Source organism: Centipeda sp. (in: firmicutes), assembly GCF_057271695.1.
Map to the genome: position 1 here is coordinate 1 of NZ_DBHIVL010000030.1, position 26,885 is coordinate 26,885.

The 26,885-nt window shown below is 56.0% G+C and carries 26 protein-coding genes and 1 other annotated feature; of the genes, 9 read left to right on the top strand and 17 right to left on the bottom strand.

The annotated features are described in order from the left end of the window. The first annotated feature begins 234 nt into the window (after positions 1-234). From ACO6BQ_RS06235 to ACO6BQ_RS06250, 4 genes are read left to right on the top strand one after another with little or no spacing between them, the layout of a single operon-like run. Complete coding sequence (locus tag ACO6BQ_RS06235) at positions 235-2,676, top strand: TonB-dependent receptor plug domain-containing protein (RefSeq protein WP_489120043.1); 2,442 nt, start codon at positions 235-237, stop codon at positions 2,674-2,676. A 22-nt stretch (positions 2,677-2,698) separates the two neighbouring features. Continuing rightward, positions 2,699-3,319 carry a MotA/TolQ/ExbB proton channel family protein gene (locus ACO6BQ_RS06240; protein ID WP_489120044.1) on the top strand — a complete coding sequence of 207 codons (621 nt, stop codon included), beginning with the start codon at positions 2,699-2,701 and terminating at the stop codon, positions 3,317-3,319. Then, positions 3,319-3,726 carry an ExbD/TolR family protein gene (locus tag ACO6BQ_RS06245; protein ID WP_489120045.1) on the top strand — a complete coding sequence of 136 codons (408 nt, stop codon included), beginning with the start codon at positions 3,319-3,321 and terminating at the stop codon, positions 3,724-3,726. Before ACO6BQ_RS06240 ends, ACO6BQ_RS06245 begins: the two co-directional genes overlap by 1 nt. Before the next feature lie 4 nt (positions 3,727-3,730). Next, positions 3,731-4,519, top strand: coding sequence for a TonB family protein (locus tag ACO6BQ_RS06250; protein WP_489120046.1), 789 nt, complete (start codon positions 3,731-3,733; stop codon positions 4,517-4,519). Between the two features lie 52 nt (positions 4,520-4,571). Here the strand turns inward: ACO6BQ_RS06250 and ACO6BQ_RS06255 are convergent, their stop codons facing one another. From ACO6BQ_RS06255 to pheS, 5 genes are read right to left on the bottom strand one after another with little or no spacing between them, the layout of a single operon-like run. Continuing rightward, positions 4,572-4,829, bottom strand: a complete 258-nt coding sequence (locus tag ACO6BQ_RS06255; RefSeq protein WP_489120047.1) for a Txe/YoeB family addiction module toxin — start codon at positions 4,827-4,829, stop codon at positions 4,572-4,574. Then, entirely contained in the window at positions 4,822-5,094 is a 273-nt protein-coding gene (locus tag ACO6BQ_RS06260; RefSeq protein ID WP_489120048.1) for a type II toxin-antitoxin system RelB/DinJ family antitoxin, read from the bottom strand. Before ACO6BQ_RS06260 ends, ACO6BQ_RS06255 begins: the two co-directional genes overlap by 8 nt. 17 nt (positions 5,095-5,111) lie before the next feature. After that, a complete protein-coding gene (locus tag ACO6BQ_RS06265; RefSeq protein WP_006691575.1) occupies positions 5,112-5,369 on the bottom strand; it encodes a cell division protein ZapA in 258 nt (85 codons plus the stop codon). Positions 5,370-5,384: 15 nt separating this feature from the next. Beyond that, positions 5,385-7,820 carry a phenylalanine--tRNA ligase subunit beta gene (gene pheT, locus ACO6BQ_RS06270; protein WP_489120049.1) on the bottom strand — a complete coding sequence of 812 codons (2,436 nt, stop codon included), beginning with the start codon at positions 7,818-7,820 and terminating at the stop codon, positions 5,385-5,387. Between the two features lie 12 nt (positions 7,821-7,832). After that, complete coding sequence (gene pheS / locus ACO6BQ_RS06275; protein WP_489120050.1) at positions 7,833-8,861, bottom strand: phenylalanine--tRNA ligase subunit alpha; 1,029 nt, start codon at positions 8,859-8,861, stop codon at positions 7,833-7,835. Between the two features lie 195 nt (positions 8,862-9,056). Between pheS and thiT the strand changes: the two genes are divergently transcribed. Next, positions 9,057-9,710: an energy-coupled thiamine transporter ThiT gene (gene thiT / locus ACO6BQ_RS06280; protein WP_489120051.1), complete on the top strand. Its 654-nt coding sequence runs from the start codon at positions 9,057-9,059 to the stop codon at positions 9,708-9,710. A gap of 2 nt (positions 9,711-9,712) precedes the next feature. On the opposite strand, the gene ACO6BQ_RS06285 is transcribed toward thiT, so the two are convergent. From ACO6BQ_RS06285 to ACO6BQ_RS06300, 4 genes are all read right to left on the bottom strand, one after another. Continuing rightward, positions 9,713-10,372, bottom strand: a complete 660-nt coding sequence (locus ACO6BQ_RS06285) for a TatD family nuclease-associated radical SAM protein (protein WP_489120052.1) — start codon at positions 10,370-10,372, stop codon at positions 9,713-9,715. A gap of 263 nt (positions 10,373-10,635) precedes the next feature. After that, positions 10,636-11,466 carry a pyridoxamine kinase gene (locus tag ACO6BQ_RS06290; RefSeq protein ID WP_489120053.1) on the bottom strand — a complete coding sequence of 277 codons (831 nt, stop codon included), beginning with the start codon at positions 11,464-11,466 and terminating at the stop codon, positions 10,636-10,638. Beyond that, positions 11,466-11,957: a preQ(1) synthase gene (gene queF, locus ACO6BQ_RS06295; RefSeq protein WP_489120054.1), complete on the bottom strand. Its 492-nt coding sequence runs from the start codon at positions 11,955-11,957 to the stop codon at positions 11,466-11,468. The genes ACO6BQ_RS06290 and queF overlap by 1 nt, the downstream gene beginning before the upstream one ends. Continuing rightward, entirely contained in the window at positions 11,957-13,648 is a 1,692-nt protein-coding gene (locus tag ACO6BQ_RS06300; RefSeq protein WP_489120055.1) for a putative bifunctional diguanylate cyclase/phosphodiesterase, read from the bottom strand. Before ACO6BQ_RS06300 ends, queF begins: the two co-directional genes overlap by 1 nt. Positions 13,649-13,886: 238 nt before the next feature. Here ACO6BQ_RS06300 and trxA point away from each other — a divergent pair, with 238 nt between their 5' ends. Beyond that, positions 13,887-14,198, top strand: coding sequence for a thioredoxin (gene trxA, locus ACO6BQ_RS06305; RefSeq protein ID WP_489120056.1), 312 nt, complete (start codon positions 13,887-13,889; stop codon positions 14,196-14,198). Positions 14,199-14,247: 49 nt separating this feature from the next. Here the strand turns inward: trxA and ACO6BQ_RS06310 are convergent, their stop codons facing one another. The 8 genes from ACO6BQ_RS06310 to ACO6BQ_RS06345 form a co-directional block, all read right to left on the bottom strand. Further along, positions 14,248-15,078, bottom strand: a complete 831-nt coding sequence (locus ACO6BQ_RS06310) for a TrmH family RNA methyltransferase (RefSeq protein ID WP_489120057.1) — start codon at positions 15,076-15,078, stop codon at positions 14,248-14,250. Positions 15,079-15,128: 50 nt separating this feature from the next. Continuing rightward, positions 15,129-15,482: a 50S ribosomal protein L20 gene (rplT, locus tag ACO6BQ_RS06315; RefSeq protein ID WP_069180834.1), complete on the bottom strand. Its 354-nt coding sequence runs from the start codon at positions 15,480-15,482 to the stop codon at positions 15,129-15,131. 51 nt (positions 15,483-15,533) lie between these two features. Further along, on the bottom strand, positions 15,534-15,731 hold the full coding sequence (gene rpmI / locus ACO6BQ_RS06320) for a 50S ribosomal protein L35 (protein WP_006691564.1): 198 nt from the start codon (positions 15,729-15,731) through the stop codon (positions 15,534-15,536). Continuing rightward, on the bottom strand, positions 15,718-16,281 hold the full coding sequence (gene infC / locus ACO6BQ_RS06325) for a translation initiation factor IF-3 (RefSeq protein WP_489120058.1): 564 nt from the start codon (positions 16,279-16,281) through the stop codon (positions 15,718-15,720). Before infC ends, rpmI begins: the two co-directional genes overlap by 14 nt. 59 nt (positions 16,282-16,340) lie before the next feature. After that, positions 16,341-16,452 (bottom strand) — a sequence feature (ribosomal protein L20 leader region). Positions 16,453-16,484: 32 nt separating this feature from the next. Continuing rightward, positions 16,485-18,404, bottom strand: coding sequence for a threonine--tRNA ligase (gene thrS / locus ACO6BQ_RS06330; protein ID WP_489120059.1), 1,920 nt, complete (start codon positions 18,402-18,404; stop codon positions 16,485-16,487). Between the two features lie 87 nt (positions 18,405-18,491). Continuing rightward, positions 18,492-18,842, bottom strand: coding sequence for a LysM peptidoglycan-binding domain-containing protein (locus ACO6BQ_RS06335; protein WP_489120060.1), 351 nt, complete (start codon positions 18,840-18,842; stop codon positions 18,492-18,494). A gap of 187 nt (positions 18,843-19,029) precedes the next feature. Then, on the bottom strand, positions 19,030-23,289 hold the full coding sequence (locus ACO6BQ_RS06340) for an acyl-CoA dehydratase activase-related protein (RefSeq protein ID WP_489120061.1): 4,260 nt from the start codon (positions 23,287-23,289) through the stop codon (positions 19,030-19,032). 189 nt (positions 23,290-23,478) lie between these two features. After that, positions 23,479-25,089 (bottom strand): MBL fold metallo-hydrolase RNA specificity domain-containing protein, encoded by a 1,611-nt coding sequence (locus ACO6BQ_RS06345; RefSeq protein WP_489120062.1) that lies wholly within the window; start codon positions 25,087-25,089, stop codon positions 23,479-23,481. Between the two features lie 151 nt (positions 25,090-25,240). On the opposite strand from ACO6BQ_RS06345, the gene ACO6BQ_RS06350 reads away from it, so the two are divergent. The 3 genes from ACO6BQ_RS06350 to ACO6BQ_RS06360 are packed head-to-tail and all read left to right on the top strand — an operon-like array spanning position 25,241 to position 26,734. Beyond that, a complete protein-coding gene (locus ACO6BQ_RS06350; protein ID WP_488785117.1) occupies positions 25,241-25,528 on the top strand; it encodes a nucleotidyltransferase family protein in 288 nt (95 codons plus the stop codon). Further along, positions 25,518-25,877 (top strand): HepT-like ribonuclease domain-containing protein, encoded by a 360-nt coding sequence (locus ACO6BQ_RS06355; RefSeq protein ID WP_489120063.1) that lies wholly within the window; start codon positions 25,518-25,520, stop codon positions 25,875-25,877. Before ACO6BQ_RS06350 ends, ACO6BQ_RS06355 begins: the two co-directional genes overlap by 11 nt. Continuing rightward, complete coding sequence (locus tag ACO6BQ_RS06360; RefSeq protein WP_489120064.1) at positions 25,874-26,734, top strand: NAD(P)-dependent oxidoreductase; 861 nt, start codon at positions 25,874-25,876, stop codon at positions 26,732-26,734. Before ACO6BQ_RS06355 ends, ACO6BQ_RS06360 begins: the two co-directional genes overlap by 4 nt. Positions 26,735-26,885 lie beyond the last annotated feature (151 nt).

Genomic DNA, 26,885 nt, shown 5'->3' on the forward strand with positions numbered 1-26,885 from the left:
GGCAAAAAAGATGCGTCAAGATGGCGCGGCTGAATTTATCAGTGCTTCCTTAGGTTGCAGAAGCATCCTACGAACCGCATACTTCTGAACCCTTTCAGTATAATAAAAAAAGTTCACATTGTCAAAACAGAGCTTTTGACAATGAATGTTACTCTTGACATTTATATGTTTTTTTATATAATGATTATCGTATTCATTATTTATTCATCTCTACAGGAAAGGATTTTTCAAGGTATGTCATTCAAAGGAAAATTGCGTCATGGACGATATGCACTTCTGACCGCTGCTGTACTCGCATGCATCGGGGCTCCTCATGGATACGCAGCAGAGGACGTTTCGGGGGGGGGGAGTAAGTCAAAAGTCTCAACCGAAGATATCCATGTGGAGGTGGACTTTGATAAAGAGATGCTCAAGGAAGCTCCCGAGACAAAGACGATCATCTCCCGCGCGGATCTCGACCGCAAGGGTGCACGCACGCTCTCGGACGCACTCGCGGCAGAGCAGGACATCCAGATGGGCACGGACAACATGGGGCGCAAGACCGTCGGCATCCGCGGTGCCGAGCCGCGCCACACGCTCATCCTCGTCGATGGGCGCAGACTCGCGGGAGGACTGAGCAAATACTATGGTGCGACGGACGAGGTGAACCGCATCGGTCTCGACGATGTGGATCACATCGAGATCATCCGTGGATCGGGAACAACCCGTTACGGCGCAGATGCCATCGGTGGTGTCATCAACATCATCACGAAAGTCTCGCATCGCAGGGGTGTGCGTCTCACGACCGAAGGATCGTGGATCGATGCGGGCGGCAGCCAGTATAACCACAGCATCGGCTACTCCACGGGTGACCTTGGGAATGGCACCTATATGGACTTCTCCTACGGCTGGAGCAAGACCGCGCCCTTCCTCTACGACAGTGACGGCACGTCCATGCACTACTACGGCACGCGCAATCCGATGAGCGCACGCGCCGAGTTTACCATTGGCAAGGACGAGACGATCACCATCTCTGCAGATCGTCAAACAGAAGATTTACAGAAGGATACCATCCTCGGCAGATTCAAGGGTGGTAAATCCATAGGAATGATTGCTGCGGAAGACGCATGGCGCAACAATTTCAGCATTGACTGGAAGAAACAGACAAGCCGCGCGGACTATCGCGTGCGCCTCTACAAAACCGAGCACAATTCTGATGTGAATTATAATATTTTTGGCAGAGGTATGCCCTATCGCCATTTCTACTTCGACAATTTCAATCGCGTGGATAATGTGCTCGAAGCATCGGTCGGTGTGATGGCACATGACAAGCACTATGTGACCGTTGGGGCGGACTATCACGACGAATACGGTGAGGGAACACGAATCAGTGTTCCGGGACAGACGGCGCGTCAGGAAACGAGATACTATAGTTTCCCCAACCTGGATGATCCGTCTAATCCGAATAAGCGCTCCTACACCGGAAACATCTATGATGCTTCACTCAACTACTACAGTGCCTATATGATGGACGACTGGCAGGTCGGCAAGAAGCTGCTCATCATTCCCGCCCTGCGCTACACGAATCACAGCCATTTCGGGGTGAACGTCTCCCCGTCCATCGGAGCGACGTACAAGGCACGCAGTAATGTCCGCATCAAGACGAACATCGGCACGAGCTTCGCAACGGGCGGCATTGCCGAGCTTTATCACGATTGGGAAATGTACGAACCGTCGCTGAATCCTAAACCGCCGATTCGCAACGGCTGGCTGTTCGAGGGCAATCCCGAACTGAAGCCAGAAAAAGCCCTCAATATGGACATCTCTGTCGAAAAAGATTTCGACAAGAAGACCAGTGCAAAGCTCACCCTCTTCCGCAATGACTACAAAGACTATATGCAGATCATGTATAATGGAGAGAAACAGAGCAAAAACCTTTATGGTCGCACCTACTATGATCCTCTGACACGCTATCCAAGCGTATATGGCTCGTATGACTATGATACGCTCGTATCCATGATAGAGTCTGCTCCCGACTGGAACTACATTGAAGAGAACCTCCTGGATGAAATGTCTATGGTGTCCAACGTGCCTGCCACGGATGATGTCTATACCTACCGAAACATCTCCAAGGCACGTACGCAGGGCATTGAGGCGGAGGTCACGCATCAGGTTGCACGCGATTTCAGCATCAAGGCGGGGTACACCTTCCTTGACGCCTATGATCGTCAGACAGGCAAGCGCCTCGAGGGGCGCGGACGCCATATGCTGAATCTCACAATGACCTACAGTGATCCCAAGAACGGCTGGCGCGCGACCTTCTGGGGCGACTATACGCGGAACTACCTCGACATTCGCGACCGTATCATTACAGGGCGTTTGCTGGACGCGAACGGAAACACCGTCACTGAGGCAGACCATTATACATTCACGAATCCTGAGACAGGTGAAGTCTATCATTTGTTCCCCAGCGAAACGGGTGCTAATACTCATGTAAAGGGCGGTATTCAGCACGACTTCACCCGCGAAAAACTCGCCCGCGAGAAGAACTACGGTCTGTGGAATCTCATGGTCGAGAAGGACTACCACCACTTCCTTACATTCTATGCCGGTGTCACCAACATATTCAACCAATATGACCCGTTCCTCGGAATGGGCGGGCGCGTCTACCGTCTCGGTATGCGCATGATGTTCTAATCTATACAAAGGAGTTCAACTTATGTCAGGTTTTGAAAGTGCAGTTCACCTCTTTCACAGCGGCGGGCTGGTCATGTACCCCCTGCTGATTCTCTCGCTCATCACGCTCGCGATTGCGGTGGAGCGGTTCTACTACTACCGCATCAACCGCAAGGGGTCGCGTGTGTTCTTCCATGGGGTCTATCACGCCGCTGTGCAGAAGGACTTTGACACGGTCGGCAAACTCTGCAAGGAGTTCCCCTCCGCGATTGCCCGTGTCATCGAGAGCGGTATGGAGAATGCCCGCACAGAGACATCAATGAAGGGCGCGTTCTCCGACCGTATGTCGATGGAGTCGATCAACTTCCGCCGCTATCTCGACTATCTGAGCGCAATCGTCACGATTGCTCCGCTGCTCGGTCTGCTCGGCACAGTCACGGGCATGATCCAGACGTTCAGTGTGCTCGATGCGGGCGGCGGCGCAGCCGCGATCACGGGAGGTGTCGGTGAGGCTCTTGTCGCAACGGCATCCGGTCTGTGCGTTGCGATCATTGCATTCTGCGTCTACACCTATTTCAGTCATCAGCTCGATACGATCGTAACAGATACGGAGCGTCTCTGCGCGACGATCGTCACTGCGAAGAAAGAAAGCTGGGATGCGTAATGAATTTTAGCAATCATCGACTGAAAAAGAAGCCGGAGTTCATGATTATCCCGATGATCGACATCATCTTCTTTCTGCTCGTCTTCTTCATGATGAACAGCCTGCAGACGATCGCGCAGAAGGCACTTGCCGTCCAGCTGCCGCAGGCACAGTCTGCGACTGCTCCGGCACAGCTCCCGATCATTATGACGATCGACGAGGAGGGACATATCACGATTGACAACAATCCCGTGAGCATTACGGAGTCGGCGGCAATCATGAAACGCCACATGGAGGAGAACCCGAATGCGGCGGTCGTCCTGCAGGCGGACAAGCGCACGGCACACGGTCAGGTAGTCGCCGTGATGGATATGCTCAAAGGAGCGGGGGTAAAACGGCTCTCGATAGCCGCAGAACAGAAGGGATAGATATATGGATCAACACCTCTCATGGAGAAAGGCCTATATCGTCTCTGCCGGAATTCACTTTGTGATCTTCCTCCTGCTCGCTGTCGCACTTGCCGTGGTAGTTGCCGAAAAGGAGCAACAGGTCTACGAGATCGATCTCCAAGCCTCTGATTTCAGTCAGGGCAGCGGACACGAGGGCGGCGGGAGCGAGAACCTCTTCCCCGAACCCCTCAAGGCGGAGGAGGTCGCAAAGCGCGTCGAGACGGTACAGCAGACGATTCCGCCTGTCACACCGACCGAGGCGGTTATGCCGACGCCGGATGCTGTGACCGTACCACAGGCGGCATCATCCTCAGCATCATCCGACGCCTCTGCTCCATCGACCTCTGCGGGTTCTTCCTCCGGCAGCGGCGACGGAGGCGGCAGCGGTACCGGCTCAGGTACGGGCAGCGGTGACGGCACAGGCGACGGACAGGGCGTAGGTTCCGGCTCGGGTGCAGGTCAGGGCTCGGGCGACGGCAATGTCTCGGGGACGGGCAGTGCTCCGTTTGATACCAACGGGTTTTGGGCAGCGGTCAACGCGAACAAGGAGTACCCCTATATGGCGATGAAGCGTCGTCTCGAGGGGACGACGACCATCGTTACGACGATCAGCTCCTCGGGCGCGATTACGAGCGTGTCGATTGCCTCCTCCTCGGGGCACGGCGTGCTCGACGATGCGGCAGTTGCTGCGGCATACGCCGTCGGCAGCTATCCGAACCCCACCGGTGCGACGGTATCGGTCACAACAAATGTAAGTTTCAGTATTCGATAATCTTCAATCAAAAAGCTGTGATGGAAATTCCACCACAGCTTTTTGATTGTGTCTATTCGTAATGTCCCCGACAAGACAAGATATGCAAGGCGTTATCACGAATGAGATAGACGAGCCTGTTTTTCTCGTCAATTCGTCTGCTCCACAGCCCACTGAGATCTGCATGAAGCGGCTCCGGTTTTCCGATACCTTCAAATGGGTGCCGCTCAATGTCCTTCAGGATCAGATTGATCCGTTTCAAGGTCTTTTTATCCTGTGTCTGCCAATACAGATAATCTTCCCATGCCTCGTCAAACCAAGTTTTATGCATCGTCGGCGACCTCGATCAGGTCGTGTTCTTTAAACTCACCCGCCTGAAATGCCGCTATGCCACGACGCAAGTGCGCCATGTTGCTCTCCGAATAGAACGGATCAAGGGGGGCGGCGGAGAGCTCAAACGGTATCTTACGCTCGCGTGCAACGCGTTTCGCAAAAATCCGAATCGCAGAAGCCGCCGAAATGCCAATATCTTTGCACACCTCTTCAAAGCTCAATTTCAATTCGTCATCCATGGATACAACGATATCCTGCGCCATGATGCTCCCCTCCCTCCTTATTTCTCCTCAAGCAGCTGCACGAGCTCGTCATAGTCCCGCTGCAGCTGCTCATACTCATCCATCATCTGCAGGACGGTGAGTGCGGCGATGCGCTGCACGTCGAAGCTGCGCACCTTCTTCGACATCTCCTTGATCCGACGGTCGCTCTCCGCCGCAAGACGCTTGAGCCGTTCGGGGTCATCCGTTTTGAGCTGGTAGGTCTGCCCAAACATCTCAATCACAACCCGCTGGGGCTGCTTTTTCTCCTCTGTCATGGCTCTCACCGCCTCTTATGCACGCAGCTCTGCGTGGAGCTGGCTCTGTGCCGCCGCAAGGATGTCCGCAAATGCCGCATCCACTTCCTCGTCGGTCAGGGTCTTGTCATCGGACTGGAAATGCAGATGGAATGCCATGCTCTTTTTCCCGCTCTCAACCTGCTTGCCCATGTAGACATCAAAGAGCGTCGCACCACGGAAGAACTTGCCGCCCTTCTTGGCAATGACACGCTCGATCTCCGCTGTAGAGAGTTCTGCATCCACAAGGATCGCAAGATCACGCGTCGATGCGGGGTATTTCGGCAGCGACGCAATCGCATTTTTCTTCTTGCGATAGCGCAGGAGGGTGTCGACCTCCATCTCAAAGACGTAGACGCTCTGCGCGATGCCGAAGTTCGCGGCAACGCTCGGATGAACCTCACCGAGGGTTGCAATCACGTCGCGTCCCTTCTTGAAGAATGCCGTCTTGCCGGGGTGCATGGCAAAGTGTTCGCCCCGCTCCACCGTGTATTTCTGCACACCGATTGCCGTGAGGAATCGCTCAAGAATGCCCTTCATGTCGTAGAAATCGACCTGCGCATTGTCCGTATCCCATGCAATCGGGCTCCGCCGTCCCGTGATCAGCCCCGCGACCATGAGTTTCTCGTTCGCAAGCTCCGTGACGGGCAGTGCCTTCGGGAAGAATACGGGCGCAATGTCAAAGAGTCGCAGATCCATGTTCTTGCGGGCGACGTTGCGCGCTGCATTTTCAAGTATGCTCGTGAGGAGGGTTGTACGAATGAGCGGGTACTCGTCCGTGAGCGGGTTCATGATGGGGATTGCCTGACGAAGCGGGCTGTCTGCGGGGACACCGAGTTTATCCAGTGTTTTCTCACTGGTAAAGCTGAACGAAAGCTCCTCGGTCATGCCAAGCGCGGCAAGCGTCCCGCGCATCGTATCGACAAAGTCCTGCCGCTCGCTCGTCCTCCCCTGCTGTACTGCACCCATCGGGAGGTGAGAAGCAATGTTGTCATATCCGTAGAGACGTGCGACCTCCTCGGAGATGTCCTCCATCATCGTCACGTCACCGCGCCACGACGGAACGGCAACGCGATAGTTCTCAACGCTCTTCTCCTCGACAATAAAACCGAGTGAACGGAGCGCGGATGCCATCCAGTCGCCGGGGATGTTCGCACCAATGCGCTCCCCTACCGTACGTGCGCTGAACTCAAGCACGGTCGGAACACGGTGCTTCGGGTAGACATCGACGACGCCCTTTGCCACCGTGCACGCACCCATCTCGACAAGCAGCTGTGCGGCTCGCGTCACGGCACGCATGGTCTCCGTCTCATCGACACCGCGCTCAAACCTCCCCGAGGACTCGGAGTGCAGCCCAATACGGCGTGCCGTGCGGCGAATGGTCGGGCCGTGGAAGGATGCCGCCTCGAGAATGACCGAGGTCGTCCCCTCCGTGATCTCGGACTCAAGCCCCCCCATGATACCCGCAAGCCCTGCGGGCTTTTCGCTGTCGGCAATGACAAGCTCATCCCCAGCGGCGACACGGCTCGAATCGTCCAGTGTGTGCAGGTTCTCCCCCGCACGCGCACGGCGTGCCGTGAGGCTGTGTCCCACGACAGCGTCATAGTCATAGGCATGGAGCGGCTGCCCCAGTTCGAGCATGACGAAGTTCGTCACATCGACCACGTTGTTGATCGCACGGATGCCCGCGCCATGCAGACGCTCCACCATCCATGCGGGCGACGGCGCAATCTTCACATTGCGCAGCACACGCGCCGAGAAGCGGCGGCAAAGCTCCTGTGCCTCAATGCCGATGTGCACGAGCTCGGCGGCACGCTCGGATGCCGTTTCCTCCACTGTGATGGATGGAAAATGCAGCTCCTTGCCCGTCAGTGCCGCAACCTCACGCGCAATGCCAATGACGCTGAAGCAGTCCGCACGGTTCGCCGTCAGCTCGAACTCGAGCACGACATCGTCCAGTCCCAGTGCCTCGGCGGCGGGGATCCCGACGGGCGTATCCTCCGGCAGAATGTAGATGCCATACACCTGCTCGTCGGGAAGCCCCTCGGTATTGATCGCAAGCTCCCCCGCCGAGCACATCATGCCGTTCGACGGAACGCCGCGCAGCTTGCCCTTGGAGATCTTCTTGCCATCGGGGAGCACTGCGCCGACCATAGCGGCAGGAACAATATGCCCCTCCCGCACATTGGAGGCACCCGTCACAATCTGAATCCGCTCTTCTTTTCCAATGTCCAGCTGACAGACGAGCAGATGATCGGAGTCGGGATGCGGCGTGATTTTCTCGATGCGCCCCGTAACGACCTTTTCCAGCCCCTCATCCGCACGCACGATACGCTCGACGGGAACGCCCGCCATTGTGAGGCGGTCTGCAATTTGCTCCGCTGTTTCGTCAATATCCACATAGTCTTTCAGCCATTTGATAGAAACCTGCATCGTCCCGCCTCCTTAGAATTGATGTAAGAACCGCACGTCATTGTCGTAGAACAGGCGCAGATCGTCCACGCCGTACGCGAGCATGGCGATGCGCTCAACGCCCATGCCGAATGCAAAGCCCGACACCTGCGTTGGATCGTAGCCGCTCATGCGCAGAACGTTCGGGTGCACCATGCCCGCGCCGAGGATCTCAAGCCAGCCCGTCCCCTTGCAGACGCGGCAGCCCGCCCCATGACACGAGGAGCAGGAAATATCGACCTCGGTCGACGGCTCTGTGAACGGGAAGAAGCTCGGACGGAAGCGTACCTTTGCATCCGCATCGAAGAGCTGATGCAGACAGAGCTCAAGCGTTCCCTTCAGGTCGGCAAAGGAGATGCCCTTGTCAATGACCAGCCCCTCCACCTGCGTGAACATCGGGGAGTGCGTCGCATCGTAGGAGTCGCGGCGGTAGACGCGGCCGGGCGCAATCATGCGGATCGGCGTGTTCGGCTCGTTCTTCTGCATCGTACGCGCCTGCACGGGCGATGTCTGCGAGCGCAGGAGGATATCCTCCGTGATGTAGAACGAATCCTGCATATCGCGCGCGGGATGATCCTTCGGCAGGTTCAGAGCCTCGAAGTTGTAGTAGTCGCTCTCGATCTCGGGGCCCTCCTCGATCGTAAAGCCCATCTGCAGGAAGATTTTCTTGATGCGGTCGAGCGTGATCGTGAGCGGGTGCAGATGCCCCACGGGTGCAGTACGCCCCGGCAGGGTCACGTCGATCTGTTCGGCGGCAATCTTATCCGCGAGCTCCCGCTGCGCTAGTTCCTCAGACTTTACTGCAAGCAGTTCCTCAAGCTCGGCACGCGCCTCGTTGACGATCTTGCCGATGCGCGGACGCTCCTCCTGTGCAAGGGCGCTCATGCTGCGCAGGAGCGCGGTTATCTCGCCCTTTTTCCCCAGAAATTTCACACGGATATCATTGAGCTCGCCGAGGCTCTGCGCCGTCTCCGCAATCGCGGCACGGGCACGCTCCCTGAGATCTCTGATCTTCTCGTCCATATCGTCCTCCTGTATGTGCATGTGTATGTATACACTCGTTCTATTCATTCGTAAAAATATCAATGCTCAGTTTAGCATATTTATCTAAAAAAATCTATGAAAGCGTGATAAAATGGAAGGTGCAGAAGGCATTGAACATACAGCACAATACGTCAAAGCCCCTTCCCCAAATGTTTTTCGATCTAGGAGGTATCTATGGACACACTCATCAAAAGCGTCTCAGAGCTGCTGGCACAGCCGACCAGCCTCTTCACCCTGCTGGCCGTGCTCATCTTCATCCTCGGCTATCTGCAGATGCGCCGCATCCGATTCACGACGAGCATGCTCATCAATGTCGCGCTCATGCTCGCGCTGACGATTGTGCTGCATCAGCTGCGGCTCTTCCATATGCCGCAGGGTGGGAGCGTCACGCTCGGGGCGATGGTGCCGCTGCTCTTTCTCACCTACCGCTACGGCGCAGGCATCGGCTGTCTCGCGGGCTTCCTCTACGGCATGATCAATCTCATGCAGGACGCATTCATCGTCCACCCCCTGCAGGTGCTCTTTGACTATCCGCTTCCCTATATGGCACTGGCACTTGCCGCAGTCGTCCCCGGACGCTTTTATGCGGGAGCGGCACTCGCCTTTACGGCGCGTTTCCTCTGTCACTACATCTCGGGTGTGGTCTTCTTCGGCTCATATGCCCCGCCGGATATGTCGCCCTATCTTTACTCTCTCATGTTCAACGCGACCTATCTCGTGCCCGAGGCAATCATCTGTCTTGTCGTCCTGCGCGTGCTGCCTGTTCCTCGACTCCTCGCCGCAATGGATCGACGCACGCCGCTCTACGGTGCAAAGCTGACACAGTAAACTCAGCTATCCTCGTACGTGCGCACGCGCAGTGTCAGCCCGCGCTCCGCGCAGATCGCACGGCAAAGCGCGATCTCCTCCTCGTTCTCGACCTTCTCCACGACGGTGAGCACGACATTCGGCACATAGGGCTTGCAGTGCTCGGCAAATGTCAGCATCGCCTCATAGGAGGGGATCCCAAACTTCGACCGTGTGAGCGCGAGATAACGCTCCGCATTGGATGCGTTAAGACTGATGGACACCGTATCGAGCAGTCCCGCAAAACGCTCCGCGAACACACATCCATGCTCCAGTTCCCCGAGACCGTTCGTATTGACGCGCGTCGGCACATCGGGGTGCTGCTCCTTTACATGGCGCAGAACGGCAAGCACGGTATCCAGACGGATGAGTGGCTCACCGAATCCGCAGCAGACAACCTCGCTCACATAGTCCCACGGCAGACGCTCAAGCTCTGCTGTGATCTCCTCAACACTCGGATCATGTTCGATCCACAGGGAGGATTCCCGTGCCATCTCCTTCATACTGCGCAGACAGAAGACACAGTCGCAGTTGCAGTCGTTCGTGATGTTGACATAGACGGCACGCTGGCCCTCGGGCTGCTCCCTAAGGCTCTCCTCGATGGGGAGATAGCGTCCCCCCGCGTGTGTCGCATATACAATCATAAGATTCTCCTATCATACACAGAAATGAGAAAGGGGCTGTTGCGCGAAGCGCCCCTATCGGCTCGTTGCACTCGCCACTTCCCCCGTCTCGGACGGGGGAAGCTAATATGCCGTTATTCAAAGCCTCCCCCGTCGCAACGGGGGAGGGGGACCGCGACAGCGGTGGAAGGGGCGCTTTTGGCAATACTGACAAAAACATAACAAAAAGCTGTTGTACGAGTCAAGACGACTTCATGCAACAGCCCTATTTTATTGCAAAATCTTTATAGTGCCGTCAGCTCTCCCATAAACTCCTCGAACGGAAGCCCATGATTCCACGGCAGATCCAGTTCCTCCGCATAGGTGAGACAGTGCCCGATAAAGTCTGCCGCACGCGGTACCCCCTCTGCGAGAGGAATCCCACGCACCAGTGCCGCCGCAATGATCGCAGAGAACGCATCCCCCGCCCCCGAGCGGTCACGCCCGACCTTCGGATTGTCAAAAGAGCATCCGCATCCATCCGTATAGAGATAGGTGCGCACATTCTCGCCCGCATGAAGCCCTGTAATGATAACCGTGCGCGGTCCCATCGATGCAATTGCCGCCGCCATCCGAGCAAGTTCATCCTCCGTCACAAGCCCGCCCGTCGGATAATCCACACCGAGCAGCTGACACGCCTCCGTGAGGTTCGGCGTCACCACGTCCGCCTGTGGGAGCAACTGCCGCATCTTCGCGCAAAGCGCAGGTGTATAGGAGGAGTAGAGGCTGCCGTTGTCCCCCATCACAGGATCAACAACAAGCTGCGTATGTCGCTGTTTGAACCGTGCAATACATTCCAATACAACCTCAATCTGCCGCTCCGAACCAAGAAATCCCGTCAGGATCGCATCAAATTCGAGCGCATTCGCCGCCCAGTTCTCCATATAGGGACGCATACGCTCCGTATAGTCGTCGAGGTAGTGGTTCGGAAACCCTGTATGTACCGATAGAATCGCCGTTGGGAGTGGACACGCCTGCACGCGCATCGCCGAGATCAGCGGCAGCTGCACCGTCACCGAGCAGCGGCCAAATCCCGTGATGTCATTGATGAGGGCGATCCGTTTCTGCCGCGCCATCAGCGGTTATCCACCCGTTCGGGTATGCGGTCGTGCATGGAGAGACGCTCCCACGCGAGCGTCTCATACTTCGTCCCCGGCATTCCATAGTTCGCATAGGGGTCGATCGAGATTCCACCGCGCGGCAGAAATTTTCCCTGCACCTCGATGTATTTCGGCTGCATCAGTTGAACGAGATCATGCAGGATAACGTTCACCACATCCTCATGAAAGTCGCCGTGGTTGCGGAAGCTCACGAGATAGAGCTTCAGCGACTTGCTCTCGACCATGCGCTCGCCGGGCATATAGGAGATGTAGATCGTCCCGTAGTCCGGCTGCCCCGTGATCGGACAGAGTGTCGTAAACTCAGGGCAGTTGAACCGCACCCAGTAGTCATGATCCGTATGCTTATTCTGAAAGGTCTCAAGAGCCTCGGGCGCATAGTCGTACCCGTAGTCCGTCCGCTGCTGTCCGAGAAGCGTCAGCCCCTCTGCTGTCTTTTCTCTTGCCATTACATCCCCAAGAATTTCTTCTCAAATACATCCTGCGGCTCGGGGCGACCGAAGAGATAGCCCTGAATCGTATCCGTCTTACAGATCTTCACAAGACAGTCATACTCCTCCTGCTGCTCTACCCCCTCAATGCAGGTCGTCATACCGATGCTGTGACACAGATCCACCGTGTACTCCACGAGCTTTTGATCGAAGTGATTCTCAAGAATCCGCATGACAAATGCACGATCAATCTTTACGATATCGCAATTCAGATTTTTCAATGAGGAAAGCGAGGAATATCCCGTACCGAAGTCATCCATGGCGATCTTGATCCCGTGACCGCGGAATATATCAAACTGCGTGTTGACAAACTTCAGATCACTGACGATCTTGCTCTCCGTCAGTTCAAGCACAACGGCATCCGCCGGCATATCGTGCCGGTGCAGACAGTCCTCCACGAACTCGAGGAAGGAGAGATCCTTGATCTGCTCATAGCTCATGTTGACGCTCATGTGGAAGTTCGGAATGCGCTGCCGCCACTCCTTGCAGACGCGCAGTGCCTGCTCAAAGATCCAACGTCCGACAGGAACGATCATCTTCGTTTCCTCAAGGATCGTGATGAACTCCATCGGAGCGACCATGCGCCCCTTGCTGTTCTTCCAACGGAGCAGTGTCTCCGCCCCCACGATATGCTGATCATCCCCCGCCACCTGCGGCTGAAAGTAGAGCTCAAAGTTGCGGCACCCCGCCTTGACATCCTGGAGAATCTGCTCCTGTATCGTCAGGGAGCGCAGCCAGCGGTTGTAGACCTCCTTCGAAAACTCGTTGAGACGGTTCTTGCCGCCCGATTTTGCCGCATCAAGCGCTGCCTGTGCGTATTTATGCAGAACAAGCGGATCGCGCGCCGACTGCGGATAGAACACCATGCCTGCCGATACGGTGACAATATACTGCCGTCCATCGTAGACCTGCGGGTGGGCGAACTCACGCTGTACACGGATGAAGAACTCCGTCAGCATCTCCGCATCTGCATCGGGATAGATGAGGCCGAACTCGTCCCCATCCAGACGATACAGCGAGAGCTTGCGCGGGATGTTCTGGAGAATGCGCTCGGAGATCTGACGCAGAATGATGTCACCGATCTCATGATTGAACGCCTCGTTGACCGTGCGGAAGTTGTCGATGCCCATGACGAGGAGACCACCGCCGCCGCCCGTCTCGCGCGCCTCATTCAGAGCCGCACCCAGATCCTCGATGAACTGGTAACGATTGAGAAGCCCTGTGACGGAGTCTGCAGAGTTGCGGCGTGCGAGCTGGCTGATCGTCCCGACAAAGAGATCCGGCACACCATCCTCGGAAGTGCCGATCCTTCCCTTGATCCGCAGCCATGAATAGTCTCCCTTCCCATCCCGCATACGGAAATCGAGCTGACGATCCCTTCCGTCCGTCAAATTACCGAGTGAGGAAAATAGTTTCGCAAGAGATCTGCGATCCTGCGTCCAGACAAGTGGACTCAGAACATCTACAATATTCTCCATCGTTTCTGCGGGGAGATCGTACGCCCGTACGAATCCCGGTGCCGCAAGAAAGACATCGGCAACCGAATCCATAATAAAAACGTAGTCGGAGGTCGTGTTTTTCATCAGATCAAAGATGAACTTATGTCGCTTGAGCACAGGGCTCAGCGTAATTCTCTTCTTCCCGCTCATATTCCCTTTCCTCGCTTCTCTCGCATTTCTACCTCATCCGAGACAGAGACTCCCTTCCTTCAGATATTATATACCTTTTCTTCTCTGTACGCAACCGAACAATCCCCCATTCACAGACGATTGGAGCAATGAAAAAATAAATTTAGGAAATTTTTCCTAATATCACTTGAAAAAACAATGTATATTGTTTATGATAAATAAAAAAACCGTGTTATATTTGGTGAAGGAGATTCGGAACATGGCTGTTATTGAACTAACAAGTGAAACATTTGATGCCGAGGTGCTGCATGCAGATCGGATCGTCATTGTTGATTTCTGGGCGACGTGGTGTACGCCCTGCCGTATGCTTACCCCCATTCTGGAGGAGATTGCCGCAGAGCGTTCGGACATCAAGATCTGCAAGATCAACGTGGATGACGCACAGGACATTGCCGAAAAATACGGTGTGATGAGCCTGCCCATTCTCGTATTCTTCGAGAACGGTGAGGTGGTCGACGAGTCCATCGGCCTGGTCTCCAAGGAGCAGCTTCTCTCCCTGCTGCCGGAATAACACACAGTACAAGGGGCTTGATTCCGTTGAATCAAGCCCCTTGTACTGTCTATGGACAGATACGCTGGCGCAGTGCCTCATACATGACCGCAGTCGCCGCCGCAGAGACGTTCAGAGACTCGGCGTGCCCGCGCATGGGGATGTAGATGTGCTCTGACACGCGCAAAATCTCCTCCGACACGCCGTTTGCCTCGTTGCCAAATACGATCACCGCAGGTCGCCGCAGATTCGCCTCAAAATGCGTCCGAGCCTCAGCATCGCACGCCGTCGCAAGAAGATCCATGCCCTTCTCCTGTGCAAAGTGCGTCAACTCCTCTGCCGCAACATGAACGGCAAAGGGAACATGAAAGAGTGCGCCCATGGTCGCGCGTACGACCTTCCCGCTGTAGATGTCCGCAGAGCCGTGCAGGAGAATCACGCCCGTGGCACCGATCGCGTCCGCCGTTCGCAGAATTGTCCCGATATTGCCGGGATCCTGCACGCGGTCGAGAACGATATAGAGCGGCGGCTCTCCCCCGCTTGTATTTGCGTGCATCTCCTCCAAGGAGTTGCAGGTCTTTCTCTCCATCACGAGTAAAATTCCCTGCGGGCTGTCCGTCTCAGAGAGCGTCGAAAACAGAGCCTCTGCAACAAGAGCAACGGGAACGTCGCGTGCGCAGAGGGCATCCACCAGACGTTTCGCCCGCTCTCCCATCATCGCACGCTCCGTCACGAGTGCATGGCGGATCGTCCAGTCGGATGCCGCCGCCATCTCGGCGAGACGCAGCCCCTCGACGGTGAACAGCCCTTCCTTTGCCGCGCGGCGCTGTGTGTGTACGATGGCATGCGTGAGCCGAATGAGGGGGTTCGCCGTGCTTGTAATGCTTTGTATGTTTTTCATAGCAAAAAATAAGCCTGATGAATCGATGGACTCATCAGGCTCGATCTCTTTTACTGGTTCTCCTTCGCCACGTTGACGATCTGCGTGAATGCCGCTGCATCAGCGACAGCGAGATCAGCGAGCATCTTGCGGTTGACCTCGACACCGGCTTTCGTCAGACCCGCAACGAGACGGCTGTACGAAATGCCATTGGCGCGGGCAGCGGCGTTGATGCGGGCAATCCAGAGACGACGGAACGTCCCCTTCTTCGCACGACGGTCACGACGTGCGTAGTAGAGTGCCTTCATGACGGTCTCGTTTGCCTTCTTGAACTGCTTGCTGCGCGAGCCGCGATAGCCCTTCGCGAGCTTCAGGATCTTCTTATGACGACGATGTGCTGTGACACCGCTTTTAACTCTTGGCATTGCATTTCCTCCTAGTTCCTACCCTCATGGGGAGTTTGTTCATCGCCCCAATTATGCGTAGGGGAGCATCTTGCGGATGCGCTTGTAGTCCGACGAATCGGCAAGTGCAGCCTTGCGCAGGTTGCGCTTACGCTTCGGCGTCTTCTTCTCCAGAATATGTCTCTTGTACGCCTTGTTACGGCGGAACTCTCCGCTCCCTGTTACGCTGAAACGCTTTGCAGCTGCGCGGCGCGTTTTAATCTTCGGCATCGCCATTTCCTCCTTTATCTTCCTTCGCGGGGTTGACTGTCTTCGTCGGCTTCTGTACCTTCGGGGAAAGGATCATGGTCATGTTCTTCCCCTCCAGTTTTGCACCGCGCTCGATGGTCACGAGATCTGTCATCCGCTCGGCAACACGGTCGAGAACCGCACGTCCGAGTTCCGGATGAGAGAGCTCTCTGCCGCGGAACATGATCGTCACCTTGACCTTGTTGCCCTCTTCGACAAAGCGAAGCGCATTCTTCAGCTTCACATTGAAGTCGTGCTCGTCAATGTTCGGACGCAGCTTGACCTCCTTGATGCTGATGGTCTTTTGCTTCTTCTTCGCTTCTTTCTCGCGTTTCTGCTGCTCATAGCGGAACTTTCCAAAGTCCATGATGCGGCAGACGGGCGGCTTTGCCTTCGGCGCAACCTCGACCAGGTCGAGATGCTGCTCCTCCGCCATGCGAAGGGCGTCACGCGTCAGCATGATGCCAAGCTGTTCTCCCTCCGCACTGGTGACACGCACCTCACGGATGTGGATTTCCTCATTGATTCGCAAAGATTCCCTGCTTATGGCAAGAACACCTCCTGGTTCGGATGCACGTCTTGACGCCATCCTGCAATAGAAAAGGGCGGCAGAAAGCCACCCTTGAAAAATCTCTGTCATCTTTCATTCGACCCGACGCGCTATGTGCCCGCAGGTGAGAAGCGGTGGCTTCTGCTTGTAACAGATGCCATACTACCACAGATGAGGGTATCTTGTCAATACTCCTGTGCGCGTGCTGCAATTTTTTCCTGCGCGAGCGCGATAAAGTCGTCAACGCTCATGACAGTGCTGTCCTTCTCACCGTACTTACGCAGCGCAACAGTATTGTTCTCCTGCTCCTGGTCGCCGACAACGAGCGTGTACGGGGTTTTCTTGACCTGACTCTCGCGGATCTTGTAGCCCGTCTTTTCGTTGCGGTCGTCTACAAGGGCGCGGATGCCGAGATCGAACATCTTCTTCCGCAGCTGCTCTGCGTACGCTGCATGACGCTCCGTAATCGGCAGGATACGCACTTGGACGGGAGCCATCCACACGGGGAATGCCCCCGCATAGTTCTCGATCAGAATGCCGATGAACCGCTCGATTGAGCCGTAGACCACGCGGTGCAGCATAACGGGGCGATGCTTCTCCCCATCCTCGCCGACATAGGTGAGGTCAAACTTCTCGGGCAGGCTCATGTCCAGCTGGATCGTCCCGCACTGCCATGTGCGCCCAATGGAGTCGCGCAGGTGGAAGTCGATCTTCGGCCCGTAGAACGCGCCGTCGCCCTCGTTCACCACAAAATCCAGCCCGCGATTCTCAAGAGCCTTACGCAGCCCCTCCGTCGCAAGCTCCCACATCTCATCCGAGCCCATCGAGTCCTCTGGACGCGTGGAGAGTTCCGCCTTGTACGAGAGGCCGAACGTGCGGTATACCTCGTCAAAGAGGTCAATGGTGTGCTGGATCTCGCCCTCAATCTGGTCCGGGGTCACAAAGAGATGCGCGTCGTCCTGCGTGAAGTTGCGGACGCGGAAAAGGCCGTGCAGCGCACCCGAGAGCTCATGACGATGCACAAGGCCGAGTTCCGCGAGGCGCAGCGGCAGATCGCGGTAGCTGTGCAGCTGCGAGCGGTAGACGAGCATACAGCCTGGGCAGTTCATCGGCTTGATCGCATAGTCTTCCTCGTCGATCTCGGTGGTATACATATTCTCACGGTAGTGAAACCAATGCCCCGAGGTCTCCCACAGCTTGCGGCTGAGGATCACAGGGGTACTGATCTCCTGATAGCCGTAACGGCGATGCACCTCGCGCCAGTAGTCCAGCAGCGCGTTGCGCAGAAGCATTCCGTTCGGATGGAAGAACGGGAATCCCGGCCCCTCCTCATGGATGCTGAAGAGGTCAAGCTCCCTGCCGAGCTTGCGATGGTCGCGCTTTGCCGCCTCCTCAAGCATATGGAGGTAGGCATCCAGATCCTCCTGCTTCTCGAACGCCGTGCCGTAGATACGCTGCAGCATCTTGTTCTTCTCGCTGCCGCGCCAGTATGCACCCGCAACACTCTGCAGTTTGAATGCCTTGACCTTGCCCGTACTCATGACGTGCGGACCCGCGCAGAGATCCGTGAACTCGCCCTGTGTATAGGTGGAGATGATCTCGTCCTCGGGCAGATCCTCGATCAGCTCGACCTTGTAGTTCTCGCCCTTCGCACGGAAATATTCGATTGCCTCCGCACGAGGAATCTCGCGCCGCTCGGGTTTCAGATTCTCCTTGACAATCTTCTTCATTTCCTTTTCGATGTCACGCAGATCGGCATCCGTCAGCTGACGGTCAATGTCAAAATCGTAGTAGAACCCATTCTCGATCGCAGGACCAATGGCGAGCTGCACATTGCTGTCCGCATAGAGGCGCTTCACCGCCTGTGCCAGGATATGCGATGCTGTGTGCCGCAGCGCATGACGACCGCCCGCATCGTCAAAGGTCAGCACCTGAAAGACGGCATCCTGTGTCACGGGCGTTGTCAGATCGACGACCTTGCCGTCCAGCTCCGCAGCGAGTGCCTTCTTTGCAAGCGAATTGCTCATGCTCTTCACGACATCCAGCAGCGTTGTTCCCGCCTCAGTCTCACGAATGGATCCATCCGGCAGTGTCAGCTTTATCATAAACGCTCTCCTCTCAATCATACAAAAAAGCCCTGCCCCTTGGGATAGGAAATCCATCCCCTAGGGACAAGGCTATAAGTTTCCACCCTAATCGGTAACGTCATTATAAGGCGCACGGACGGCTGTGTCAAGGGATTTGTGTTCTGCCATCGCCTGCAGCTGCTCGGCGGGCTCAAGGATGGGAACGCGCAGCCGCCGCCCTGCCGTGACAGCACCGTCCGGTGTGAGGCCGTTCACCTCGATGATCGCCTCCTCGAGCTGCTCTGCCATTGTCTCCTTTGTTGTGTACTTGCGGGCAATCGTCCAGACGTTCTCGCCGCGCATGACAGACACCTCGATAAAATCCGCGGAGCGCAGATAGGGATTCGTCAAATGGAGCGCAGATACGCCCATCCATATAAGAGCAAATACACTGAGAAAAAGACCGACACGTTTCATCGCGATCCCTCCGTTTGTTCATATCCGTATATACATTCTCAAAACTTCTGTTCGGATATAGAATAGCACAGAAAAGATGTTCGGTCAATAGTTTGGAACAAGTTTTTGTGAAATTTTTGTTCGCGGAACGTGTTTTTGTAATAAAAAAGAGCCATGCTTAAAAACATAGCTCTCTTTCCAAAATGCATTATCTCATTTTTGCAGTTTCGTTTGTCTGCACCACAGAATCCGCCTGTGCCGGCCGCCGCTCCTTCGCTACGGCAAGCATGAGCTTCAAACGGTTGAGCTGGTTGACCTCGCTCGATCCCGCGTCGCAGTCGATTGCCGTGATGTTCGCCCCGTGGTATGCCTTGCGCAGATCGTGCATGACGCCCTTGCCCGTGATGTGGTTCGGCAGACAGCCGAACGGCTGAAGGCAGACGACGTTCGGCACGCCCTCCTCAATGAGCTTCACCATCTCGCCCGTGAGAAACCACCCCTCCCCCGCCATATTGCCGAGGCTGACGTGACGCGCAGCGAGCTCCGCCGTACGGTCGATGGACTGCGGCGGACGGAAGTGACGGCTCTCCTTCAGAGCCTTGCGCATGGGCGCACGGAAGAACTCAATGACCTTGATGAACATACGCCCGAAGAGTCGATCCTTGTACGAGCCGGCGAGCAGCTTGTGCTGTGCAATGGGGTCATACGCCGAGTATAGGAAGAAATCGACGAAGTCGGGCATGACGACCTCTGCCCCCTCCCCCATCAGCACCTTCTCGATATCATTGTTCGCAACCGGATGGTACTTCACGAGAATTTCGCCGACGATGCCGACCTTCGGCTTCCACAGCTGTTCGTCGATGGGGATGTGGTCAAAGTCGCGCACGATGTCCTTCACCATGCGGCGGAACTTGAAGACACTGCCATGCTCGATCTCCTCCTTCGCACGCGCCATCCACTTATCGAACGCTGCCTGTGTCGCCCCCTTCTGAAGCTCGTACGGCATCATTCGGTTGCGTACGTTCATTAGGAGATCACCGTAGATCGCAGCTTTGATGGCATCCACCATCATCTCGCGTGTGAAGGCAAAGCTGTCCGTCTCCTCGGGCAGACCGCGCACGGCAAAGACGGCGACGTTCGGGAAGCCCGCGTCGCGCAGTGCCTTGCGCAGGACTCCAAGATAGTTCGTCGCACGGCACGCTCCACAGGTCTGAAAAAGTGCGATACTCGTGTGATCGGGATCGCACAGCCCCGCCTTGAGTGCCGCAAGCAGCTGCCCAATGACGACAATCGCAGGGTAGCACATATCGTTGTGCACGTAGCGCAGCCCGAGGTCGATGGATGCCTTGTCCGGCATCGGCGGAATGACGACGTTGTAGCCGTGTTTGCGCATCGTCGTGCGAAACAGCTCGAAGTGGATCGATGCCATCTGCGGCGCGAGGATCGTATGTGTCTTCTTGCAGTCCTCTGTAAAGCGCGGACGCTCGATAACGGACACCTCGTGATAGGCGGGATTCTCCCTGCGGGCAAGTGCGGCAATCAGTGAGCGCAGACGAATGCGCGCCGCACCGAGGTTCGACACCTCGTCGAGTTTTATCATCGTGTAGATGCGCTCGTGCGACTCGAGGATCTCGCGCACCTCCGCCGTCGTGAGCGCATCCAGACCGCAGCCGAAAGAGCTGAGCTGGATGAGCGTCACATTCGGATGCTCCGCAACAAACTGCGCCGCATGATAGAGCCGCGCGTGGTAGCTCCACTGGTTGACGACCTGAAGCCGCCGCTCGTGCACGGGGATATGATAGACCGCATCCTCGGAGAGGATCGGCAGTTTATACGATTGGATCATCTCGGGGATGCCGTGATTGATCTCGGGGTCGACGTGGTAGGGACGCCCTGCAAGGAGAATCGCGTGTTCCCCCGTCTCCGCAATGCGGTCAAGAATCTGCTGGCCGTAGTCGCGCACATCCTGACGGTACTGTTCGATCTCGGCATAGCCCGCATCGACGGCTGCGGTGATCTCCTTTTTCCCGATGCCCTCGACTTTTCCAAACTCCTCCACAAGACGCTCAATCATACGCGTGCGGTCATGGATGGGCAGAAACGGCTGAATGAACCGAATGTTCTTCTCACGCAGGATGTCCATGTTGATGCGGATGTTCTCCGCGTAGGATGCAACGATCGGACAGTTGAAATTATTCGCTGACGAGCCCGGCTTGTCATCCATATTGTGCGGCTCGCAGGGATAGAAAATCGTATCGACGCCCTTTTCCACAAGGTCGACAATATGCCCGTGCGCGAGCTTGGCGGGATAGCAGAGCGAGTCCGAGGGGATCGTCGCCATGCCCTTGTAGAAGAGCTGCGGCGAGGATTTGCCCGAAATGACAACTCCGTAGCCGAGCGTGTCAAAGAACGTGAACCAGAACGGATAGTCCTCGTACATATTCAGTGTGCGCGGGATGCCGATGCGCCCGCGACGCGGCTCTGCGGGCGATTTGTAGTGCTTGAACACGCGGCGATATTTGAACTTGTAGATGTTCGGCGTATCGTCCGTGCGCTTCTCGCCGCCGATGCCGCGTTCGCAGCGATTGCCCGTAAAGTAACGCTCACCGTCCGGAAACTGCTGCATCGTGATAAGGCATTTATTCCCACACTTCCCGCAGCGGTAGGAACTGGTCTTCGTCTCAAACGTCCCGAGTTCATCCGCGCCGAGCAGGGTCGACCGTTCCGTCCCTGCCTCAAGGGCAAGGATTGCCGCGCCATACGCGCCCATCAGCCCTGCGATATCGGGACGGATGACATCCTTTCCGAGGATGTTCTCGAGCGCACGCAGGACAGCGTCGTTGTAGAACGTCCCCCCCTGCACGACGATGTGCTCGCCAAGTGCCGATACATCCTTGATCTGCATGACCTTGAACAGTGCATTCTTGACGACCGAGAGTGCGATGCCTGCCGAGATATCGGCGACCTCCGCCCCCTCCTTCTGCGCCTGCTTGACCTTCGAGTTCATAAAGACCGTGCAGCGCGTGCCGAGGTCGACGGGTGCCTTTGCGTCCACCGCTTTCTCCGCAAACTCCGCAGCGGTCATGTGCAGACCCTCGGCAAAGTTCTGGATGAACGAGCCGCAGCCCGCCGAGCAGGCTTCGTTGAGGGTAATGTTGCCGACGCTGCCATCCTGCACAAAGAAGCACTTCATATCCTGCCCGCCGATGTCCAGCACAAAGCTGACCTCGGGACAGAACTCCTGCGCCGCACGCAGATGGGCAAAGGTCTCCACCTCGCCGCCGTCCGCGTGCAGTGCCGCCTTGACAATCGCCTCGCCGTAGCCCGTCGTCATTGCCCCCGCGATATAGGCATCTGCGGGCATAACGGCATAGAACTCCCGCAGAGCGTCGATGACGGACTGCAGCGGTGAACCGTGGTTACTCCCATAGAAGGTATGTAACAGTTCTTTATCCCTGCCGATGGCAACGAGCTTCGTCGTCGTCGACCCCGCGTCGATGCCGATATAGACCGCACCGTGATAGTCCGCGAGCGTGCCGCGCTTCACACGGTCACGGTCATGCCGTGCACGGAATGCGGCATAGTCCGCCGCCCCCTTGAACAGCGTGAAATCCGCCGTGCGGGTCTCCGCTGCAGCAGCCGCCTCCGCACGCGCGATGCACGCCTCCATCTCCCGCATATCCGTCACTCCGGCATCATCGGAGAGTGCCGCGCCGACCGCGACAAAATAATTGCCGTAATCCACATCGACGACGTGCTCATCGTCGAGCTTCAGTGTTTCGATAAAGCGTTTTTTCAGTTCCGGGAGAAAGTGCAGAGGTCCGCCGAGAAATGCGACTGTGCCGTCAATCGGACGCCCCTGCGCGAGATTGCCGATGGTCTGATTGACGACCGCCTGAAAGACCGACAGAGCAATGTCCGCCTTTGCCGCACCATCGTTCATGAGTGCCTGGATATCAGTCTTTGCAAAAACACCGCAGCGCGAAGCGATCGCATAGACGCGCTTGCCCTGCTCCGCAAGTGCATTCAGACCGATCGGGTCGGTCGAGAGGAGGGATGCCATGTGGTCGATGAACGAGCCGGTACCGCCTGCACACACGCCGTTCATGCGCTGCTCAGGCGCATCACCGAAATACGTGATCTTGGCGTCCTCGCCGCCGAGCTCAACCGCCGTCGTCGTCTCCGGAATAAGCCGACGCACAGCAGAGGCACAGGCGACAACCTCCTGCACAAAGGGCAGTCCAATACGCTGGGCAATGCCCATGCCCGCCGAGCCCGTGAGTGCAAACGAAAATTTCGCCTCGCCCACCACATCTCTCAGCTGTGCGAGATTGTCCTGCAGTGCCTTGCCGATCTCGGAGAAATGTCGCGCGTAATTCTTATAGAGGATCTCATGCTCCTCACCAAGCACGACCAGCTTGATCGTCGTCGAACCGACATCCACCCCTACGCGAAATAGGGATTCCAAACTAACACCACCTATTCGAATCCATACAAGAACGTACAGATTTTTTCAATTGACGTATATTAAATAGGAAAGCCATTTTAGGCTTCCCTATTTTAACGTATTTCACAGTACTATGCAAGTGCACGAAACACAGTTCTGCATTATCCAATTTTTAGATAATCATTCTTCATTTTACAAAAAGAAAAAACGTTAAATGTTAAATGGTGCCGCAAGCTTTTTGAAGTAATTACGCGCCTTCTGCATCGTGCGGATGATTGGCTCCATGAGTTTCGGCTGACGGATGACCGTGCGGATGATCGCCTTGCGCAGCTGACGATACTCCGCATCAAAGTCACGCATGACATCCTCCATCTCCGCCTCGACCGAAACGGACGGGATATTCGAGTGGATGAGATTCGCACTCCGTCCCCGGATTGTCACGATGTCGCCGAGGAAGGGCGCGTACGTCTCAAGTCCAAGTTCATCCTGAATCCGCTCCTTGAGTGCCTCCTGCGCCTGTCCCTCACCGTGAACGAGGAACACCTTCGCAGGGCGGGGATCTTTGATCGACCGCATCCAGTCGACAATCTGCTCCGCATCTGCGTGCGCCGAGAATCCTTCGAGCACTTGGATCTGCGCCTTGACCGCGATCTCCTCACCGAGTACGCGCACGCGCTTGATCCCGTCGACGAGACGCCGCCCAAGACTCCCCTCCGCCTGATAGCCAACGAAGAGAATCGTGGACTCGGGACGCCAGAGATTGTGCTTGAGATGGTGCAGCACGCGCCCCGCATCCGCCATGCCCGAGGCGGAGAGGATAATCGCCGAGCCCTCGGCCGAGTTCAGCGCACGCGACTCGGCTGCGGTCTCCGCGATGCGCACCTGCGGGAATGCGGGAATCGTCCCCTGCTCACCAAAGAACGCAATCGTCTCCTCGTCGAAGTCCTCATAGTTCTTGAGGAACACGCGCGTCGCTTGAATCGCAAGCGGACTGTCGATGATGATCGGGATGTCCCCGTCGAGCCGCCCCGCCTTCCAGAGATTGTAGAAATAATAGAGAAGCGTCTGCGTCCGCCCGACAGCAAACGAAGGGATGATGACATTGCCGCCGCGATCCATCGTGTCACGAATCACCTCAAGCAGTGCCGTCTCTTTATCATAGTCACGGTGGATACGATCACCATACGTCGATTCGACGAGCACAAAATCCGCGCCCTCGATCACATCAGGGTCACGCAGAATGGGCTGATTTGGCTGTCCGAGGTCGCCCGAGAAGACGAGCTTCGACGTCTGCCCGTTCTCCTCCACGACAATCTCGAGAATTGCCGAGCCAAGAATATGCCCCGCATCGCGGAAGGTCAGCTGCAGATTGTCCACCTGCACCGTAGACTGATAGGCGACAGGCTCGAACAGCTCGAGTGCAGCAAACGCATCTGCCTGCGTATAGAGTGGCGTGATGGGTGCCTCGCTGCGGCGCGCATTCTTACGGTTGAAGAGCTCTGCGTCACTCTCCTGTATGTGCGCCGAGTCGGGCAGCATAATGCGAACGAGATCGCAGGTCGAGCGCGTTGCATAGATTTTCCCACGAAAACCCTCACGCACAAGACGCGGAATACGTCCGCAGTGGTCGATGTGTGCATGCGTCAGAAAGACCGCCTCAATCTCGGCAGGATTAAACGTGAAATCCTCATAGTTCATCTCACGCAGGCGGCGTGTTCCCTGATACATACCGCAGTCTACGAGATACCTGTGATCGCCCACATGGAGCAGATAGCATGAGCCCGTGACAACGTGCGCTGCGCCCAAAAATTCAAGCCGCATAAAATAGCCTCCCTTCGGATTTACGTACCACGCTTATACTTATAAAATTCGGAATCCATCAAAAAAGTCCTGCATTTTCATTTACATTTTCCATGTTTTGATTTATCCTAAACATACATAGGAACGCGGAGCTTTCAGAGGAGGTATTGCTATGCTGTCCATTCCAAGGATACGGGAGTGCATTGCTCCCATATGTAAAAAGTACCCCATCCGAAAAGCCTATCTCTTCGGTTCATATGCGCGTGGCAATGCCACAGAAAAAAGTGATGTCGACCTTCGCATCGAAGGGGATATTAAAAGTTTCTTTATGCTTGGCGGCATCTATTCAGAGCTCTCTGATGCACTGGGAACAGAACTCGATTTGCTGAGCAGGCTTCCCGAGTCGGAGGCGTTCAAGGAAAATCTAAAGAAAGACGAGGTTTTGCTCTATGAACGATAGAGATCGTCGTATTCTTGAGCATATCCTGCGGCATTGTGAGGAAATCATCGAGACTGTAGATCGTTTTGATTTTTCGAAGGAGTACTTCAAACACGATCATGTTTTTTACAATGCCTGTTCTATGGCACTCTTTCAGATTGGTGAGCTTTCCAAACGGATGTCCGAGGAGTTCAAAAGCACCCATACAGAAGTTCCTTGGGCTGAAATGAGGGGCATGAGAAATCTCTTTGCACACGAATATGAATCGGCGGATAAGGAACTGCTATGGGAAACGATCACAAAGGACATCCCTAAACTCGACAAACAACTGCAAGAAATCTATTCATTCAATATGGAGGATTTGTCATGAAAAAAATCGGCTTTATCGGACTTGGCATCATGGGCGCGGCGATGGCAGGACATCTGATGGATGCGGGCTATGAGCTCAGCGTTTACAACCGCACGAAATCCAAGGCGGATGCGCTCGTTGCACGCGGCGCGAAGTACTGTGAAAGCCCCGGCGGATGCGCACGCGGACAGGACGCCGTCATCACCATTGTCGGCTACCCAAAGGATGTGGAGGAGGTCTACCTCGGCGCAGACGGCATCCTTGCAAATCTCTCGGAGGGCGCATACACCGCCGATATGACGACCTCCTCCCCTGCCCTTGCCGAGCGCATCTATGCGGAAGCAAAAAAGCGCGGCATCCACGCGCTGGATGCGCCCGTTACGGGCGGCGACATGGGCGCACGGAATGCCACGCTGAATATTCTTGTTGGAGGAGATGAAGACGCATTCAAGGCAATGTATCCCGTTTTTGCCGCGATGGGCAAAAACATTGTCTACGAGGGCGGCGCAGGCGCAGGACAAAAGACCAAGGCGGCAAATCAGATTGCTATTGCGGGCGCACTTGCGGGTGCGTGCGAGGCGTTCGCATATGCACGCGCAGCAGGGCTTGACCTCGAGAAGGTCTATGCCTCCATCTCGGGCGGCGCGGCGGCGAGCTTCCAGATGAGCAATATGGTACGCATGGCACTCGACGGCAACTTTGCCCCCGGCTTTATGATCAAGCACTTCGTCAAGGATATGGCAATCGGTGCCGAGACGGGAAAGGAATACGGTGCAACGCTCCCCGTTCTGGAGCAGGTGCTCCGCGAGGCACGCGCCATCGAGCAGCGCGGCGGCGGAGCGGACGGCACGCAGAGCCTGTTGAAGTATTACGAGTAAGACGAATTCAAACCTTGGCAAATGCTGTAGATTTGCTACATTGACGTGGTTTAATGCCCCAAAGCGAACCTTAGTGAAGCAAGCGGAAACGAGTGCGCGTTCTGCCCCCTGCGGACTTCTTTCGTTCAAGCGCAGCGCGTTTAAGAAGTCC